This is a genomic window from Mesorhizobium metallidurans STM 2683 (genome assembly GCF_000350085.1).
GTDB classification, from domain to species: Bacteria; Pseudomonadota; Alphaproteobacteria; order Rhizobiales; family Rhizobiaceae; genus Mesorhizobium; species Mesorhizobium metallidurans.
Genome location: NZ_CAUM01000053.1, coordinates 1 through 16,896 on the forward strand (window position 1 = coordinate 1; position 16,896 = coordinate 16,896).

The following is a 16,896-nucleotide window of genomic DNA, read 5'->3' on the forward strand; positions in this document are numbered from 1 at the left end:
GAGCGCCGTGCATCCTTGAACGCGCAAGGGATCACCGGAAATCGATTTCGATTTTCGGGCCGATGCGCTAGTCAAAGGCGGCATGTCGAAACTCCTCGCGCTCGTCATCATCGCCATGATGGTCATCCAGCTCATCAAGCCGCTCGGCTGGCCGGGGCTGAAGCGGCGCAGCGATTTCTGGAAGCTGGCGCTGCTGGCGATGGCGGCGATTTCGATAACGGCGGTGCTGGGGCACTGGACATAGGCCAAGCAAGTCCGGCTCGGACAGTCAGTCGGTCAGCACAAGGCCCACGAGATGCTCCGCCCAAGCCCGGTAGCCGGCTTCCGAGGCATGGAATCCGTCCGAGGCAAAGCCGGCTTGCGGGTCGGTGATCGGCAGGCGCGGCGCCGGTACCGCACCACGCTCGAAGCAAAGGCGCTCGCCCATCCGGTTCATCTCGACGGCGCGGATTTCAAGGATCTTGCCGAGCAGTGGCGGCATCGCCGGCGCCCGGGTGAATTCCAGCACCGGCGACCACACGACACGCGCCTCCGGCCATTTGGCGCGCAGCGCGTAGAGCAGGCCGCCGAATTCCTTCTTGAAGCGTGGTACCGAATGGAAGTTCTTGGTGTCGTTGGTGCCGATAGCAAGCACGATATGCGTCCACGGATCGGCCGACAGATTGGGCAGCACGTGGTCGCGGATCTGGCCTGATGTCGCGGAATTGAAGCCGGCCGCCCGCCAGCGCACGGCCTGGCCGGTCTGTAGCGAGATCAGAACAGCCAATTGCGCGGCGAGCCCATTTTCGGAATGGCCGATGCCGACCGAAGCAGCCGAGGAATCGCCCAGCACCAGCAGCGAGATCGCCGGCGCCTTGCCCGCTATCTCGTGCATGACCGGCCCCTGCGCCGGCAGCATGCGGGTGGTGCGGCGGCGCACGCCGAGCCCCTGCCAGATATAGACCGGGAAGGCGAGCCAGGTGAGGAGGGCTGGAAGGCGCTGCATTGCAACAGCCTTAGCGCATGTGAAGCCTCAGGTGAACGACCCGGCGGCGGCCTGTCCTGTCAGCCGCAACAGCTCTCCTGCGATTTCGACTTGTCCTGATATTCGTCATGCAGCCGCACCCAGTCCATCAGGCCGTGATAGGGGCCGGTTTCGTTGCGGCCCTTCGGCGTCATGTCGAGATAGTGATAGGCGCCGATCAGCGGGTCGCCGCCGCGGGCGCGTGTCATGAAGGTCAGGAAGATGTCGCCGGCCTCATCCCGGTAGAACACGCTGGCGCCGGGAAGATCCTTCGATTTTCGCGGGCGCTGGTCGAAATTGTAGGTGGTGTCACCAGCCGCGATCTGCTTGTCGGTGAAGGAAACCTGCATGTCGAAGTTGAAATCCGAGGCGTAGGACGACACCCAGTCGAACTTCCAGCCCATGCGCAGCTTGTAAGGCAGCAGTTCGGCCAGGGGCGCTCGCGCCACCACGACAAGCGACACGTCGTGGTGCTTCAGATGCTGGTTGGCGCCGTCAATGTGGTCGGCGAGGAAGGACCAGCCTTCGCAGCGGTAGTCGGCGCCCGGCCCGAACATGAAGTGATAGACGATCAGCTGGCTTTTGCCGGCGAACAGGCCGGCCAGTTTCTTCGGCCCCTGTTCGGTCTCGAAGACATAATCCTTGCGCATCTTCAGCCACGGCAATTCGCGGCGTTCGGCGGCGATGCGATCGCGAAACCGCGTCAATTCCTTCTCGCGCGACAGATGCGCCTTGTGCGCCTGGAACCAGTCTTCGCGTGAAACGGTCTTGTTGCTTGGCATGAGCCTGCTCCTCTTTTCTCCCAGAGGACGTTCAGCAGGAAACCAAGCCGACACGGCTGGCGACGTTTTCTCACGCAGGAACGTGATCGCGGCTTCGTATCAAACAAACCCGGGCGCAAGGCCCGGGTTGAGATAACAAGGAAAATGTCCGCTCAGGCGGCCTTTTCCAGCGCCGGCTGCCATTTTCCAAGCGCCGCCAGATGGTTCATGTGGGCGCGATGGGCGAAGGCGGCCTGGCCGGCGGCGACATTCGCCGCCTTGCCGCTCCATGCCTTCTGCGGGGCCGCCTGCAGGGCGCGGCCATAGGAGAAGGTCAGCTTCCACGGATGCGGGCCGATGGCGTTAATGGCGTTGAGATTGGCGGTCGCTTCCTCGTCCTCCTGACCGCCGGAGAGGAAGGCGATGCCCGGCACCGCCGCCGGCACCGTCTCGCGGAACAGTTTTATGGTCTTTTCGGCGACCTCTTCCGGACTGCTCACCTTGCCCGATTTCTTGCCGGCCAGCACCATGTTCGGTTTCAGGATGGTGCCTTCCAGCACGACGCGCGCGGCATGGAGTTCGGTGTAGAGCTTTATCAGCGTGGCCTTGCTGATCTCGTAGCAGGTGGCGATGTCGTGGGCGCCGTCCATCAGCACCTCCGGCTCGACGATCGGCACGATGCCGGCCTCCTGGCAAAGTGCCGCATAACGGGCCAGAGCATGGGCGTTGGAGCCGATCGAGGTGGCGGAAGGCACGCCCTTGGAAATTTCGATGTCGATCACGGCGCGCCATTTGGCGAAGCGGGCGCCCATCTTGTAGTAGTCGGCGAGGCGCTCGCGCAGGCCGTCGAGGCCCTCGGTGATTGTGTCGCCGGGGAAGCCGGCCAGAGGCTTGGCGCCGGCGTCGACCTTGATGCCGGGGATGGCGCCTGAAGCCTTGATAATGTCGACCAGCGGCGTGCCGTCGGCGGCCTTCTGGCGGATGGTCTCGTCATAGAGGATGACGCCGGAAATGTACCTGGTCATCGCGTCGGAGGCGCGGAACATCATCTCGCGATAGTCGCGGCGGCTGTCGGCGGTGGATTCCACACCGATGACGTCGAAGCGCTTCTTGATGGTGCCGGAGCTTTCGTCGGCAGCCAGCAGACCCTTGCCATCTGCCACGATCGCGGCGGCGATATCCTCGAGACGTTCGCTCATTGTGGTTCTCCTTGAATTGGTCCGCGCCTAGCAGAACATTAGCGCGAGGGAGGTTCAAGTCGAACCGTTCAGCCGCGGCAAGCGCGAATCGATTGAAAGTCGCAAGCGCCGCTTTAGCGCTCTCGTTTCAGGGCTTCAGCGCGTCGACGCCGGGCAAAGGCTTGCCTTCCATCCATTCGAGAAAGGCGCCGCCGGCGGTCGAGACATAGGTGAAATCGTCGGCGACGCCGGCGTGGTTGAGGGCCGCCACCGTATCGCCGCCGCCGGCGATGGAGACCAGCTTGCCGGCCTTGGTGCGCGCCACTGCGTGCTTGGCTGCCGCAACCGTCGCATGGTCGAACGGTTCGATCTCGAAGGCGCCGAGCGGGCCGTTCCAGACCAGAGTCGCGGCGCGGTCGATCCATTCGACAACGGTCTTCACGGTCTTTTCGCCGACATCGAGGATCATGCTGTCGGCCGGCACTTCCGATATGGCGACGGTCTGGCTGGCAGCGCCCGCCTTGAACTCCTTCGCGACGACGCCGTCGACCGGCAGGATGATGGCACAGCCGGCCTCGGCCGCCTCGATCATGATCTGCTTGGCGGTGCCGGCGAGGTCGTGCTCGCAGAGCGATTTCCCGACATCGATGCCGCGCGCGGCAAGGAAGGTGTTGGCCATGCCGCCGCCGATGACCAACGCGTCGACCTTCTTCACCAAATTCATCAAGAGGTCGATCTTGGTCGAGACCTTGGCGCCGCCGACGATGGCGACGACGGGACGGACAGGATTGCCGAGGCCCTTTTCCAGCGCGTCGAGTTCGGCCTGCATGGTGCGCCCGGCAAAGGCCGGCAGAAGCTGCGCCAGCCCCTCCGTCGACGAATGGGCGCGGTGCGCGGCGGAAAAGGCGTCGTTGACGAATATGTCGCCATTGGCGGCTAGCTTTTCGGTGAAGGTCGGGTCGTTCTTCTCCTCGGCCTTGTAGAAACGGGTGTTTTCAAGCAGCAGCACGTCGCCCTTGTCCATGGCGGCGATGGCGCTTGCGGCCGTGTCGCCGATGCAGTCGGATGCAAAGCCGACGGGGCGGCCAAGCACCTCCGCCGTCGCCCGGGCGATCGGCTCGAGCGAGAATTCGGGAGTGGGGCCATCCTTGGGGCGGCCGAAATGGGCAAGCAGGATGACCTTGGCGCCCTTGCCGGACAGCTCGGCGATGGTCGGCGCGATGCGCTCGATACGGGTGGCGTCGGTGACCTTGCCGTCGGCGACGGGAACGTTGAGGTCGACGCGCACCAGCACGCGCTTGCCGCCAATATTGCCGATGTGATCCAGTGTCTTGAAGCCGGCCATGCTGATCCCTTTCGCGAAAATCGCCGGGACCATACCCCGCGCCAACGATGATGCAAGACCCGCGGTCGGGCCAGATGGAAAATATGACCGCCGGCCGCCCGGGTCGGAGTAGTCAGTTCTCGGTCGCTGCCTTTTCGGCGACTGGTTCCGGTGTCGGTTTCGCGTCCGCCTGTGCCTCGGCAATTGGCGTCTCGCCAATCTGCGCTTCGGGCGGCGGCTTGCGCCAATTGCGGACGAAGGCGGCGATGCGGTCACCGATCTCGCCGGCGCTCAGGAACACCGGCACCCGCGCCACCGGTGCGGTCGGTTCGAAGGAAAGGCCAAGGCCCGTGATCCTGCCCTTGTCGTCGACGTCGCGGACGATCAATTCGATCGGGCCAAGCAGCACGCGGTCGGCGTATTCGGCGTGGCCGCCGAGCCGCGCCGTCACCAGGGCGCCGACGGTCAGCTTGCGTTCCTCCTCGGTCAGGCCAGGCGCATAGGCGGCTTCCAGTTCCGCGGCAGAACGCGCCGGGTCGACGGCGAAGGCGCCGAAGAAATCCGCATCCTCGGGATCGACCACGGCCCGGCTGGCGAACAGCTTGTCGAGCAGGCGCGGATAGCGGTCCGGCACGAAGATGTAGACGTGGTCGCCGGCGGTCAGCCTGCCCATGTCCTGGAAGCGCATCGAGCGACCGTCGCGCAGCACCAGCGAGGGCCGCGCCCAGCGCGGAATGCGCTCGCCGCGCGCCACCGGGCTGCCGGGCGCCACGCGGTAGGCGAGAAGTTCGTGATGGGCGGAACCCGGCAGTTCGAGCTCGACCTTGTCCAGTGGACCGAGGCGGGCCGGCACGATCAGGCCGAGGCGGCGCGCCAGCGGGCCGACGGTCCATCCCTGCACGACCAGCGACACCAGCACGATGATGAAGGCGATATTGAAGATGAAGCGGCCGTTATCCAGGCCACCGAGTACCGGGGTGATGGCGAGCAGGATCGACACCGCGCCACGCAGGCCGACCCAGGAAATGAAGGCGATCTCAGGGCGCGGCAGGCGAAATGGGATCAGGCAGAGCCAGACGGCGATCGGCCGCGCGACGAAGATCAGGAACAGGCCAAGCAGCACCGCCGGCACCAGGATGGCCGGAAATTGCGAGGGCGTGGCGAACAGGCCGAGGATCAGGAACATGATGATCTGCGCCAGCCACGACATGCCGTCCTGGAAGCGCTTGAGGATGGTGACGGCGCGGATGTCTGAATTGCCGGCAACCAGGCCGGCGAGATAGACCGCCAGAAAACCGGAGCCGCCAATGGCACCGGCGGCGGCAAACACCATCAACGACAGTGTCAGCACGAAGATCGGCAGCAGGCCGTGATCGAGATTGAGCCGGTCGACGAGGCGCACGATGGCGAGGCCGCCGAGCACGCCGACAACGGCGCCAAGTCCCATATTGATGAGGAAGCCGAGGAAAAGGTCGGTGACCAGCATCTTGGCTTCAGGGTTGGCGTGAGCCGCGATGAGCTCGACCAGGGTGATGGTCAGGAAAATGGCAATCGGATCATTGGTGCCGGACTCCACTTCGAGCGTGGATCGCACACGCTCGCGCAGATTGATCTCGCCGGCGCGCAACAGGAAGAAGACCGCCGCCGCGTCGGTCGAGGCGACGGCAGCCCCCAGCAGGAAGGATTCCAGCCAGGTGAGATCGAGAAAATAGTGAGCGGCGGCACCGAACAGGCCGGTGGTCAGTAACACGCCGAACGTTGCCAGCGACAGCGCCGGCCCTGCCGCCTGCCGCAAGGCGTTGAGCGGCGTGCCAAAGCCGGAATCGAACAGGATGACGGCCAGCGCCAGTGAGCCGGCAAAATAAGCCAGCCGTGCATTGTCGAACTCGATGCCGAGGCCGTCGGTTCCGGTGGCGAGGCCGATACACAAAAACAGCAGCAGGAGAGGGGCGCCGAAGCGGAAGGCGATCAGGCTCGAAAACGCGGCGGCAACGACGAGCGCGGTGCCGACCAGCGTTACGAGATAGATCGCGTGCTCCATCCGAATTTGCCCCTCACATTCGTGTCCCTCTCGAATTGCGGGAGAGTGAGGCGAAGACGTGACCAGTGCAAGGCGGGAGGGCGGCTTTTTGGCCTATGCCGCTGATTTTCGCAGGTTTTGACGCTCAGAGCACAATCGTGCCGGCCGCTGCACCTGCGGCGCTCCAATGAAAACGCCCGGACGAAGCCGGGCGTTTTCAGGTCGCGAGGAGAAGAGATCAGGCGATGGTCTTGCCGAAGGCGACCGATGTGTCGCCCATGCGGTTGGAGAAGCCCCATTCATTGTCGTACCAGGACAGCACCGAAACGAAGTTTCCGTCCATCACCTTGGTCTGATCGAGCGCCATGACCGAGGAATGCGGATCGTGGTTGAAGTCGATCGACACGTTCGGATGGTGGGTGACGCCGAGAATGCCCTTCAGCTTGCCGTTGGAAGCGGCGATCACCGCTTCGTTGATTTCCTGCACGGTGGTCGAGCGCTTGGCGATGAACTTGAAGTCGACGACCGAGACGTTGGGGGTCGGCACGCGGATCGAGATGCCGTCGAGCTTGCCCTTGAGATCGGGCAGCACGAGGCCGATCGCCTTGGCGGCACCCGTCGAGGTCGGGATCTGCGACAGGGCCGCGGCGCGGGCGCGGTAGAGATCCTTGTGCATCGTGTCCAGCGTCGGCTGGTCGCCGGTGTAGGAGTGGATCGTCGTCATCATGCCCTTTTCGATGCCGACGGCGTCGTGCAGCACGGCCGCCAGCGGCGCCAGGCAGTTGGTGGTGCACGACGCATTGGAGATGACGATGTGGTCCTTGGTCAGCTTGTCGTGGTTGATGCCATAGACGACGGTGAGGTCGGCGCCTTCGGCCGGGGCCGAGACGATGACGCGCTTGGCGCCGGCGGTCAGGTGCGCGGCGGCCTTGTCGCGCGCGGTGAAGATGCCGGTGCATTCGAGCGCGATGTCGATGCCGAGTTCCTTCCACGGCAGCTGCGTCGGATCCTTGATCGCGGTGACCTTGAATTTCTCCTTGCCGACGGTGATCTGATCGCCGGACACCGTCACTTCATGCGGGAAGCGGCCATGCACGCTGTCGTAGCGCAAGAGATGCGCGTTGGTCTCGACCGGGCCGAGGTCGTTGACGGCAACGACGTCGATGTCCTTGCGGCCGGATTCATGGATGGCGCGCAGGATGTTGCGGCCGATGCGGCCGAATCCGTTGATGGCAATTCTGACGGTCATTTTTCTCTCCCTGGGAGCTGGAAGGCAATTTGGTCCGCAGCTTCATAGCGGCGGAGACGGAAAGAATCCAGCCGCAGCGACATGGATTTAAATCGATTAGGTTAGGCCAGCCCCGCGAAACCGCTTTGCGCGATTTCGCGGTGCCTCGATCCCTTACTTGCCGTGCAGGCGGGCTTCGATCGCCTTGGCAGCGGCCTCGGCGGTGATGCCGAAATGCGGGTAGAGCTGTTCGATCGAGCCCGAAGCGCCGAAGCCGGTCATGCCGATGAAGATGCCGTCGATGCCGATGAGATGATCCCAGCCCTGGCGGATGCCGGCTTCGATCGCCATCCTTATCGGCGCGTTGCCGATCGTCTTCTTGCGGTAGTCGTCGCTCTGCTTGTCGAACAGTTCGAAGCAGGGAACCGAGACCACGCGGGTCGGGTGGCCATGCTTCTCCAGCAGTTCGCGGGCAGCCAGTGCGATCTCGACCTCGGAACCGGTGGCGAAGATCGTCACCGCCGCGTCGCCGCTAGCCGGAGCCAACTCGTAGGCGCCCAGGCTGCTCAGGTTCTTGGCCGAGTATTCGGTGCGCACCGTCGGCAGGTTCTGCCGGGTCAGCGCCAGCGTCGACGGCGTCTTTTCCGTCTCGAGGGCCAACTGCCAGCATTCGGCGGTTTCGACCGCGTCGGCCGGGCGGAAGACATTGTGGTTCGGAATAGCGCGAAGTGCCGCCAGATGCTCGACCGGCTGGTGGGTCGGGCCGTCTTCGCCGAGACCAATGGAATCATGGGTCATGACGAAGATCGAGCGGATACCCATCAGGCAGGCAAGCCGCATCGACGGGCGCGCGTAGTCGGAGAAGCACATGAAGGTGCCGCCATAGGCGATGAGGCCGCCATGCAGCGTCAAGCCGTTGAGCGCCGCGGCCATGCCATGCTCGCGGATGCCATAGTGGACATAGCGCTGGCCGTAATCGTCCGGGGTGATGTTCTTGGTCTGGCTGGTCTTGGTGTTGTTGGAACCGGTCAGGTCGGCAGAGCCGCCGATGGTTTCAGGCACCGCGCCATTGATGACTTCCAGCGCCATCTCCGACGATTTGCGGGTGGCGACCTTCGGCTTGTCGGCCGAGAGCTTCTTCTTGTAGTCGGCGATGACGGCATCGAAATTCGAAGGCAGCTTGCCAGCGATGCGGCGCTCGAATTCGCCGCGCAGTTTGGCGTCGGCCTTGGCGAGGCGGCCTTCCCAGTCGGTGCGGGGCTTGGCGCCAGCCTCGCCGGCGGTGCGCCACGCATCGAGGATGTCGGCCGGAATCTCGAAGGGAGGTGAATCCCAGTTGAAGAACTTCCGCGCGCCGGCAATTTCCTCGGCGCCGAGCGGCGAGCCATGCGCCTTGTTGGTGCCGGCCTTGGTCGGGGCGCCGAAGCCGATGGTGGTCTTGCAGGCGATCATCGTCGGCTTGTCGGAGTGGCGGGCAGCCTCGATGGCATAGGCGATCGCTTCGGGATCCTGGCCGTCAATGTGGCTGGCGTTCCAGCCGGAGGCCTGGAAGCGGGCGACCTGATCGGTGTTGTCGGCCAGCGATACCGGCCCGTCGATCGAGATGTTGTTGTTGTCCCAGAAGACAATCAGCTTGTTGAGCTTGAGGTGCCCGGCAAGCGCGATGGCCTCCTGGCTGACGCCCTCCATCAGGCAGCCGTCACCGGCCAGCACATAGGTGTAGTGGTCGACGAGGTCGTTGCCGAAGGCGGCGTTCATGATGCGCTCGCCGAGCGCGAAGCCGACCGAATTGGCGAGGCCCTGGCCGAGCGGGCCGGTCGTCGTCTCGATGCCCGTGGCATGGCCGTATTCGGGATGGCCCGCGGTCTTCGACCCCAACTGGCGGAAGTGCTTGATCTGGTCGAGGGTCATGTCCTCGTAGCCGGTCAGGTGAAGCAGCGAATAGAGCAGCATCGAACCATGCCCGGCCGACAGGATGAAACGGTCGCGGTCGGGCCAGTGGGGGTTCTTCGGATCGTATTTCAGAAAGCGCGTGAACAGCACCGTGGCGATATCGGCGCAGCCCATGGGCAGGCCGGGGTGACCGGAATTCGCCTTCTCGACGGCGTCCATGGAAAGAAAACGGATCGCATTTGCCATCCGGTCATGTTGTTCACGCGACGTCATCGTTCCTCCGGGGTGGGGGTTTGGGGCCTTGGGAGAGGCCTTGGAAGGGGTGCGCGACACATAGCAGGCGCGGCCCTTGAGTCAACAAATCGGTGCGTTTTTGCCGGTCTTGTGATGCCGTAACCCCGCTACATTAGCGTTAGCAGGGGACAGTCGCGAGAGCTTTATTGACGTCGCCTTCACACGGCGCGTAATGTTTCCGACATAACGCGTTCTGAACGTGAATGATTCGGTGATGGGCAGGGCGCAGGACGAAAGCCATGACCGGGGAAACGACGCTTAAAGAAGTTATCGCCAGGCTGGGTAAAGCCATCGAGGGGCTGGAAAACGCTGTCGCGGTCAAGCTCGAACACGAGCGGGACTATTCGGAGGCCGAGGCAGAGGTGCAGCGCATGAACGCCGACCGCTCGCGGCTGGCGCAGGAACTCGACAATTCCGAAGCGCGCGCCGAACGGCTGGAGGATGCCAACAAGGAAGTCTCGCGCCGGCTGGTGACCGCCATGGAAACCATCCGCGCCGTGCTGGACAGATAGGGGCTGGCCCAATGGCACAAGTCACGGTTTCCATCGACGGCAAGCAATATCGCATGGCCTGCGACGAGGGCCAGGAAGAGCATCTGATCGACCTTGCCGAGCGCTTCGACCGCTATGTCCTGCATCTGAAGGATTCGTTCGGCGAGATCGGCGACCAGAGGCTGACCGTGATGGCCGGCATCATGGTCATGGACGAGCTTTCCGAGCTGCAAAAGCGGGTCAAGGGCATGGAGACGGAAGTGCTGACGCTGCGCAAGACGCGCGACGACGCGCTGACCAAGGCCGACAAGAACGACAGCGCGCTGACCGGCGCGCTTGGGGCGCTGGCCCAGCGCATGGAGGATCTGGCGACGACGCTGGCGGTGAAGAAGGCCTGAGCCGGCGAGGTCGCCACTCGCGGCGGAAATTCCTGTCGCATTTGCCGAAAAAGATAAAAATTTTTCACCGCCGACGCCAATGCCGGCTGCAAAAGGCGTTTGAAGGATGACGCCGGAGTGGTAGAAGGGCAAAGGCGGCGTTTGCGCTCAGTGCCGGCCGCAATCTGCAATGACAGGGTAGGGACACGCCATGGGCCTTCGTATCAACGACATCGCACCGGATTTCACCGCCGACACCACGCACGGGCCGATCAGCTTCCATGAATGGATCGGTGACGGCTGGGCGGTGCTGTTCAGCCATCCGAAGAATTTCACGCCGGTCTGCACGACGGAACTCGGCACGATGGCCGGGCTGGAAGGCGAGTTCAAGAAGCGCAACGTCAAGATCATCGGCATTTCCGTCGATCCGGTCGCGAGCCATGCCAAATGGCAGGACGACATCAAGACGGCGACCGGCCATTCGGTGCAGTATCCGCTGATCGGCGACAGGGATCTCAAGGTCGCCAAACTCTACGACATGCTGCCGGCGGGCGCCGGCGAGACCTCGGAAGGCCGCACGCCGGCCGACAACGCGACGGTGCGTTCGGTCTACGTCGTCGGTCCCGACAAGAAGATCAAGCTGGTCCTCACCTATCCGATGACGACCGGCCGCAACTTCGATGAGATCCTGCGTGCCATCGATTCCATGCAATTGACCGCCAAGCACCAGGTGGCGACGCCGGCGAACTGGAAGCAGGGCGAGGATGTCATCATCACCGCCGCCGTCTCCAACGAAGACGCGATCAAGCGTTTCGGCGCCTACGAGACGATCCTGCCCTATCTCAGGAAGACCAAGCAGCCTTCTGCTTGACCCGCGCTTCGGAACAGTTTTTGGCTTTCTCGCTCTTGCGGGGCAAGTGATGCTTGACTGACCCCACCCGAGTGGACAACCATGCTCCTCTCGGGTTCCGGCAGAGAAAATCATTCCTGCCGGGCGTTGGTTTGAGGAAGCTGGAATTGCACGTAGCTTTGGCGAAGCCACAGGTCAGAGGCTTCTACGACAAGCCGACGGGGGCCATCCAATATGTCGTCGCCGACCAGACGACGAAGCGATGCGCCATCATCGACCCGATCCTCGACTTCGACGAGAGGTCCGGGGCAACCGGCACGAAGAGCGCCGACGCCTTGCTCGACTTCGTCAGGGAGCGCGGGTTGAGCGTCGAATGGATCCTCGACACCCATCCGCATGCCGACCATTTCTCGGCCGCGCATTATCTCAAACAGCGGACCGGAGCGCCAACGGCGATCGGCGACAGGATCGTCGACGTCCAGACATTGTGGAAGGCGATCTACAACTGGCCGGATTTTCCCGCCGACGGTTCGCAGTGGGACAGGCTGTTTGCCGATGGCGAGACCTTCCGGATCGGAACTCTCCCCGTCAGGGTGCTCTTCTCGCCTGGCCACACGCTGGCCTCCATCAGCTATGTGATCGGCGATGCGGCCTTCGTCCACGACACGCTGTTCATGCCGGACAGCGGCACGGCGAGAGCCGACTTTCCCGGCGGCAGCGCCGCGCGGCTGTGGCGCTCGATCCGGGACATTCTGGCGCTGCCGGAGGAGACGCGCCTGTTCGTCGGGCATGACTACCAGGCCGGCGGGCGCGAAGCGCGATGGGAAAGCACGGTGGCGGAGCAGAAGGTGGGGAATATCCATGTCGCCGCCTGCAGGACCGAGGCAGATTTCGTCGCCTTGCGCGAGGCGCGCGACAGGACGCTGCCGATGCCGAGACTGATCCTGCACGCGCTGCAGGTCAACATGAACGGCGGCCGCCTGCCGGAACCCGAAGCCAATGGCCGCCGGTATCTGAAGTTTCCGCTGGATGGGCTTTGAACGGGTCGTCAGCAGACGGCGCTGCGTCTTCTGGGAAATCAGCGCCGCCCCTCATTGTCCTGCCGGACATTTCTCCCCGTATAGTGACGGGGAGAAAGATGCTTCCGCCGAAGATTTCGCCAATTCCCAACGTTGCAGAGACGGAGCCAAGGTTGCGGCCAGCCCCTTCTCCCCGTTCACGGGGAGAAGATGCCGGCAGGCAGATGAGGGGCAGCGCCGACGCTGGTGGAACCGGTAAAGACAAACGGCGGCGCCAGTCTCCTGACGCCGCCGTTGTATAATCCTGCCAGGAGCGTGTTACGCCGCCGGCTGCGCCTCGATGGTGCGCAGGGCCTGCATCTGGCGCTTGGCCGCGGCCTTGACCGCGTCCTGCACCTTCTCGAAGGCGCGCACCTCGATCTGGCGCACGCGCTCGCGGCTGATGTCGAACTCGGCCGACAACTCTTCCAGCGTCAGCGGCTCCTCGGCCAGGCGGCGCGCCTCGAAGATGCGCCGCTCGCGGTCGTTGAGCACGGCAAGAGCGCCGGACAGCATGCCGCGCCGGTTTTCCAACTCGTCCTGCTCGATCAGCATCTCTTCCTGGCTTTCGTGGTCGTCGACCAACCAGTCCTGCCATTCGCCGGATTCACCTTCGCTGGCCCGGATCGGCGCGTTGAGCGAAGCGTCGCCCGACAGGCGGCGGTTCATCGACACGACTTCGGCTTCAGAGACGTTCAGCCTTGTGGCGATCTCGGCGATCTGGTCAGGCTTCAAATCGCCGTCGTCGAGCGCCTGGATCTTGCCCTTCACCTTGCGCAGGTTGAAGAACAGACGCTTCTGGTTGGCGGTCGTGCCCATCTTGACCAGGCTCCACGAGCGCAGGATGTATTCCTGGATCGAGGCCTTGATCCACCACATGGCGTAGGTGGCGAGGCGGAAGCCACGCTCCGGTTCGAATTTCTTGACGGCCTGCATCAGGCCGACATTGCCTTCCGAGATCACCTCGCCGATCGGCAGGCCGTAGCCGCGATAGCCCATGGCGATCTTGGCGACGAGCCGCAAATGGCTGGTGACAAGCTTGTGCGCGGCCGTGGTGTCCTCATGCTCGGCGTAACGCTTGGCGAGCATGTACTCTTCCTGTGGCTGAAGCATGGGAAAGCGTCGGATTTCTTCCAGGTAGCGGCTGAGGCCGCCTTCGCCGGAAACGATACTGGGTAATGACTGGGCCATGATAGCGCCCCCTCTCTATTGGAGTGATGCCCCCGAAACGCGGCGGGCATGTGACGCGAGCACCAAAAGGCTCGCTCGCGACAACCGATTTATATAGGAACAAAACCAGAAAAGACAGCATTTGTTCAACACGAAACAGTGTGTCACGCCAAAGTGAACAACGCCGGTCAGGTTTTACCGATCAGGTTTTGACTGGACGAAAGCGGTTCAGAGTTTACGAAAGCCACCGACAAGTCCCTGCATGTCCCTTGGCATCGGCGCCTCGAACCTCATCGTCAGATGGGTGGTCGGATGCCGGAATTCAAGAAGGCGGGCATGCAATGCCTGTCGTGAAAATGTCTTCACCCGCCCCTTGAGCGGCTCGGGCAGCCGGTTCGCCTTGGTGCGGAAGGCCTGGCCGTAATCGGGATCGCCGACGACGGGATGACCGATATGGGCCATGTGGACGCGGATCTGGTGGGTGCGGCCGGTCTCCAGCCGGCATTCGACCAGGCTTGCCGTGGCAAATTCCTGCTGCTTTTCGCCGAAGCGCTCGACTACGGTGAAATGGGTGATCGCGTGGCGGGCATCGTCGCTGCCCTCCGGCACCACAGCGCGGCGCACGCGGTCGGCGGCGCGGCCAAGCGGCGCGTCGACCGTTCCGGCAGGCCTTGGCGGTATACCCCAGACCAGCGCCAGATAGGCGCGTTTGAGATCGCCGGTCCGGCCGTGGTCGGCAAACGCCTCCGACAAGGCCTTGTGGGCGCGGTCTGTCTTGGCGACGACCATGACGCCGCTGGTCTCCTTGTCGAGGCGATGGACGATGCCCGGCCGCCGCACGCCGCCGATGCCGGAAAGACTGTCGCCGCAATGGTGGATCAGCGCGTTGACCAGCGTGCCGGTCCAGTTGCCGGCGCCGGGATGCACGACCAGCCCCGCCGGCTTGTTGATGACGATCAGTTCGCTGTCTTCATAGAGGATGTCGAGGGCGATCGCCTCGCCTTGCGGCTCGGCCGGTTCAGGCTCCGGCATGTCGACCGAGACGCGGTCGCCGGCGGCCAGCTTGCGCTTGGCCTCGTCGACCGGCTTGCCGCCGATGCTGACCGCGCCCTGCCTTATCAGCATCTGCACGCGGCTGCGCGACATGTCCGGACCGAGCTTGCCCGCCAGCCATTGGTCGAGGCGCTGGCCGGCCGCATCGGCTCCAGCCACCACCACCGTCGATCCGCCCTCTATGAATTGGTCCTCTATCAATTGGTCCTCTATCAATTCGGGGGCCTCTTCGTTATGAGCGCTCATCGAAAATCGTTCCGGAATTCTTGCATGGCCAGGTCGCTCGCCGAGGAAGAAGAAGAAAAGCCTCTCGACCCCAAAGTCGAAAGCGTGCGGAGGAAACTCGTGCGCTTCATGGCCATCAATCTCGGCCTGCTCTTCCTCGCCCTTATGGTGGTGATCGCAGCACTTGTCTACAAAGCGCGCAACGCGCCGCCCGCCAGTCCGCTGCCGGTGGGCGACATCCAGGCGCCGGCAGGCGAGCCGCTGACCGGCGACATCGTGCTGCCGATCGGCGCCAAAATCGTCAGCCAGTCGCTTTCCGGCAACCGCGTCGCCATCGACGCCGAGCTGGCCGACGGCAGCCGCGCGATCTTCGTCTATGACATTGCCGAGCGCCGCATCATCGGGCGCTTCGCAATCCGGAACAGATGACTGCAATAAATTGGGCCCGCAACAATGACAGGCTTTGCTGAAGGCCGCCGCGTCGCGACAGTCGCGCTCGTGGTCAGGAATTATGACGAGGCGATTTCCTGGTACGTCGGCAAGCTCGGTTTTTCCCTCACCGATGATGTCGATCTCGGTGGCGGCAAGCGTTGGGTCACGGTCGCGCCGGCGAACGGACAAGGCGCGCGGCTGCTGCTGGCCGAGGCGGCGGACGAGGCGCAAGGAAATGCCATCGGCAACCAGACCGGCGGCCGTGTCTTCCTGTTCTTGGAGACCGACGACTTCGCCCGCGACCACGCGACGATGCTGGAAAAGGGCGTCGAGTTCCGCGAGGCGCCGCGCCATGAGCCCTATGGCACGGTGGCGGTTTTCACCGATCTCCATGGCAATCTCTGGGACCTGATCGAGCCGAAACGGTAGGCTTGCCGGCGACGGATCGCGGCTGCGGCCGGAGTGTCGGAAGCCCAGTTGCTTTTTCCCGGCCGTCAGCCTATATCGCCGGTTCTTGAACGCGCCCATCGTCTAGCGGTCAGGACACCGCCCTCTCACGGCGGGAACAGGGGTTCGATTCCCCTTGGGCGTACCAACAGCTCAAAGCGCTTGGCAGGAGTGTTTCTCCGTCGCCCGTGTGCGCACCTTCTCGGCTGGAAAGCCATCATCGCCATCCATCAGCTTGGCAGCTATCCTTTCCGTCAATCACTGGTCACGTTATTAGCAACGCTAGGCCTCCATGACGGCCTTGAATTTCTTGGCAACGTCGATTGAGCCTGCTTTCTTGGGGTGGAGTTCGTCCGTCCAGCGTCCTTTTACCGTATCGCGGACATCAACTACAGTTATGTGCCTGACTCGCCTAAGCGTGAGATAGAACGAATCGACCAAGTGTTTCATGATCTTATCAATGAGGGTCTTGTCGGTCCTGAGATTGTAACCCTTTTGGATCAACGGTTTCCCAAGCCAAATGCCGTCCGGGCGAGGTGTAGGGTAATCGTATGTGTTGACGAGCATCTTGGTCCGTTTGCTGCCAGAGGTGGAACGGACGTCATCGGCGATTTCTTGGTACCCGGAGCGCAATGTTTCGAGGCTCATTTGCAGCCACGACATGTTGAGATGGCTTGTCGGATCGATTCCGTCTCCTTCTTCACGCCACCGGAGTAGGTTCCGCAGCGCGCCACCCCCAAGAAAGTCGTTTCCGCCTGCCGACATGATGAAATAATCGAATGACTCCGAAGCTACATTCTGCCGGTAGTCTTTCTCGACGCGAATCTGTTGGAACGTATCGCCGGGATAGGCCGTACCAGTTGCGTAGTAGCGGGGATCGGCTTCGATAATATCGAAAAATGTCTGGCTGTAACCGGCAACGGCCGACAACGGCCACAAGATGTTAACCCACGAATCGCCGTCGGAAGTGACTCTGATTTCACCTGCCTTTGCCAACTTCTCGGGGGCCGCGCGACGCCGTCTCTCCAGAGTAGTGCGATAGACTTTTGGTCGCGTGACGAGGCGCCCTCGACTATCATAAACATCGTAGAC

At 63.2% G+C, this 16,896-nt stretch carries 17 protein-coding genes and 1 tRNA gene; 8 read left to right on the forward strand and 10 right to left on the reverse strand.

Annotated features, from left to right (window positions below; genetic code table 11):
* Positions 1–82 precede the first annotated feature (82 nt).
* Positions 83–244: a hypothetical protein gene (locus MESS2_RS30810; protein WP_008873884.1), complete on the forward strand. Its 162-nt coding sequence runs from the start codon at positions 83–85 to the stop codon at positions 242–244.
* A 24-nt stretch (positions 245–268) separates the two neighbouring features.
* Here the strand turns inward: MESS2_RS30810 and MESS2_RS09055 are convergent, their stop codons facing one another.
* The 7 genes from MESS2_RS09055 to tkt form a co-directional block, all read right to left on the reverse strand.
* A complete protein-coding gene (locus tag MESS2_RS09055) occupies positions 269–985 on the reverse strand; it encodes an SGNH/GDSL hydrolase family protein (protein WP_008873885.1) in 717 nt (238 codons plus the stop codon).
* 59 nt (positions 986–1,044) lie between these two features.
* Entirely contained in the window at positions 1,045–1,785 is a 741-nt protein-coding gene (locus MESS2_RS09060; protein ID WP_008873886.1) for a DUF899 domain-containing protein, read from the reverse strand.
* 152 nt (positions 1,786–1,937) lie between these two features.
* The gene (locus MESS2_RS09065; RefSeq protein ID WP_008873887.1) at positions 1,938–2,963 is read right to left on the reverse strand and encodes a class I fructose-bisphosphate aldolase; all 1,026 of its coding nucleotides are present in this window, start codon (positions 2,961–2,963) and stop codon (positions 1,938–1,940) included.
* Positions 2,964–3,090: 127 nt separating this feature from the next.
* Positions 3,091–4,287, reverse strand: a complete 1,197-nt coding sequence (locus tag MESS2_RS09070) for a phosphoglycerate kinase (protein WP_008873888.1) — start codon at positions 4,285–4,287, stop codon at positions 3,091–3,093.
* A 112-nt stretch (positions 4,288–4,399) separates the two neighbouring features.
* A complete protein-coding gene (locus MESS2_RS09075; protein ID WP_008873889.1) occupies positions 4,400–6,307 on the reverse strand; it encodes a potassium/proton antiporter in 1,908 nt (635 codons plus the stop codon).
* Positions 6,308–6,524: 217 nt separating this feature from the next.
* Positions 6,525–7,535 carry a type I glyceraldehyde-3-phosphate dehydrogenase gene (gene gap, locus MESS2_RS09080; RefSeq protein ID WP_008873890.1) on the reverse strand — a complete coding sequence of 337 codons (1,011 nt, stop codon included), beginning with the start codon at positions 7,533–7,535 and terminating at the stop codon, positions 6,525–6,527.
* 153 nt (positions 7,536–7,688) lie between these two features.
* Entirely contained in the window at positions 7,689–9,680 is a 1,992-nt protein-coding gene (tkt, locus tag MESS2_RS09085; protein ID WP_040592560.1) for a transketolase, read from the reverse strand.
* 260 nt (positions 9,681–9,940) lie between these two features.
* Here tkt and MESS2_RS09090 point away from each other — a divergent pair, with 260 nt between their 5' ends.
* The 4 genes from MESS2_RS09090 to MESS2_RS09105 all read left to right on the forward strand — a co-directional run bounded on the left by MESS2_RS09090 (position 9,941) and on the right by MESS2_RS09105 (position 12,459).
* Entirely contained in the window at positions 9,941–10,213 is a 273-nt protein-coding gene (locus MESS2_RS09090; RefSeq protein WP_008873892.1) for a DUF4164 domain-containing protein, read from the forward strand.
* Positions 10,214–10,224: 11 nt separating this feature from the next.
* A complete protein-coding gene (locus MESS2_RS09095) occupies positions 10,225–10,590 on the forward strand; it encodes a cell division protein ZapA (RefSeq protein ID WP_008873893.1) in 366 nt (121 codons plus the stop codon).
* 190 nt (positions 10,591–10,780) lie between these two features.
* Entirely contained in the window at positions 10,781–11,440 is a 660-nt protein-coding gene (locus MESS2_RS09100) for a peroxiredoxin (protein ID WP_008873894.1), read from the forward strand.
* Between the two features lie 146 nt (positions 11,441–11,586).
* Positions 11,587–12,459 carry an MBL fold metallo-hydrolase gene (locus MESS2_RS09105; RefSeq protein ID WP_008873895.1) on the forward strand — a complete coding sequence of 291 codons (873 nt, stop codon included), beginning with the start codon at positions 11,587–11,589 and terminating at the stop codon, positions 12,457–12,459.
* 297 nt (positions 12,460–12,756) lie between these two features.
* Here the strand turns inward: MESS2_RS09105 and rpoH are convergent, their stop codons facing one another.
* On the reverse strand, positions 12,757–13,668 hold the full coding sequence (gene rpoH, locus MESS2_RS09110) for an RNA polymerase sigma factor RpoH (RefSeq protein WP_006327985.1): 912 nt from the start codon (positions 13,666–13,668) through the stop codon (positions 12,757–12,759).
* Between the two features lie 207 nt (positions 13,669–13,875).
* Positions 13,876–14,946 (reverse strand): RluA family pseudouridine synthase, encoded by a 1,071-nt coding sequence (locus MESS2_RS09115; RefSeq protein ID WP_008873898.1) that lies wholly within the window; start codon positions 14,944–14,946, stop codon positions 13,876–13,878.
* Positions 14,947–14,970: 24 nt separating this feature from the next.
* Here MESS2_RS09115 and MESS2_RS09120 point away from each other — a divergent pair, with 24 nt between their 5' ends.
* The 3 genes from MESS2_RS09120 (at position 14,971) to MESS2_RS09130 (ending at position 15,952) form a co-directional block, all read left to right on the forward strand.
* On the forward strand, positions 14,971–15,354 hold the full coding sequence (locus tag MESS2_RS09120; RefSeq protein WP_008873899.1) for a hypothetical protein: 384 nt from the start codon (positions 14,971–14,973) through the stop codon (positions 15,352–15,354).
* A gap of 24 nt (positions 15,355–15,378) precedes the next feature.
* Positions 15,379–15,786, forward strand: coding sequence for a VOC family protein (locus MESS2_RS09125; protein ID WP_008873900.1), 408 nt, complete (start codon positions 15,379–15,381; stop codon positions 15,784–15,786).
* A gap of 91 nt (positions 15,787–15,877) precedes the next feature.
* A tRNA-Glu gene (locus MESS2_RS09130) sits at positions 15,878–15,952 on the forward strand.
* Positions 15,953–16,086: 134 nt separating this feature from the next.
* On the opposite strand, the gene MESS2_RS09135 is transcribed toward MESS2_RS09130, so the two are convergent.
* A partial coding sequence (locus MESS2_RS09135) for a hypothetical protein (RefSeq protein WP_209436087.1) occupies positions 16,087–16,896 on the reverse strand: 810 nt, incomplete at its 5' end.

Bases quoted from the DNA above. Each gene is read 5' to 3' on its own strand.
- gap (WP_008873890.1), bottom strand. From the start codon at position 7,535: ATGACCGTCAGAATTGCCATCAACGGATTCGGCCGCATCGGCCGCAAC.
- MESS2_RS09060 (WP_008873886.1), bottom strand. From the start codon at position 1,785: ATGCCAAGCAACAAGACCGTTTCACGCGAAGACTGGTTCCAGGCGCAC.
- tkt (WP_040592560.1), bottom strand. From the start codon at position 9,680: ATGACGTCGCGTGAACAACATGACCGGATGGCAAATGCGATCCGTTTT.
- MESS2_RS09090 (WP_008873892.1), top strand. From the start codon at position 9,941: ATGACCGGGGAAACGACGCTTAAAGAAGTTATCGCCAGGCTGGGTAAA.
- rpoH (WP_006327985.1), bottom strand. From the start codon at position 13,668: ATGGCCCAGTCATTACCCAGTATCGTTTCCGGCGAAGGCGGCCTCAGC.
- MESS2_RS09070 (WP_008873888.1), bottom strand. From the start codon at position 4,287: ATGGCCGGCTTCAAGACACTGGATCACATCGGCAATATTGGCGGCAAG.
- MESS2_RS09125 (WP_008873900.1), top strand. From the start codon at position 15,379: ATGACAGGCTTTGCTGAAGGCCGCCGCGTCGCGACAGTCGCGCTCGTG.
- MESS2_RS09065 (WP_008873887.1), bottom strand. From the start codon at position 2,963: ATGAGCGAACGTCTCGAGGATATCGCCGCCGCGATCGTGGCAGATGGC.
- MESS2_RS09095 (WP_008873893.1), top strand. From the start codon at position 10,225: ATGGCACAAGTCACGGTTTCCATCGACGGCAAGCAATATCGCATGGCC.
- MESS2_RS09075 (WP_008873889.1), bottom strand. From the start codon at position 6,307: ATGGAGCACGCGATCTATCTCGTAACGCTGGTCGGCACCGCGCTCGTC.
- MESS2_RS30810 (WP_008873884.1), top strand. From the start codon at position 83: ATGTCGAAACTCCTCGCGCTCGTCATCATCGCCATGATGGTCATCCAG.
- MESS2_RS09115 (WP_008873898.1), bottom strand. From the start codon at position 14,946: ATGAGCGCTCATAACGAAGAGGCCCCCGAATTGATAGAGGACCAATTG.
- MESS2_RS09055 (WP_008873885.1), bottom strand. From the start codon at position 985: ATGCAGCGCCTTCCAGCCCTCCTCACCTGGCTCGCCTTCCCGGTCTAT.
- MESS2_RS09100 (WP_008873894.1), top strand. From the start codon at position 10,781: ATGGGCCTTCGTATCAACGACATCGCACCGGATTTCACCGCCGACACC.
- MESS2_RS09120 (WP_008873899.1), top strand. From the start codon at position 14,971: ATGGCCAGGTCGCTCGCCGAGGAAGAAGAAGAAAAGCCTCTCGACCCC.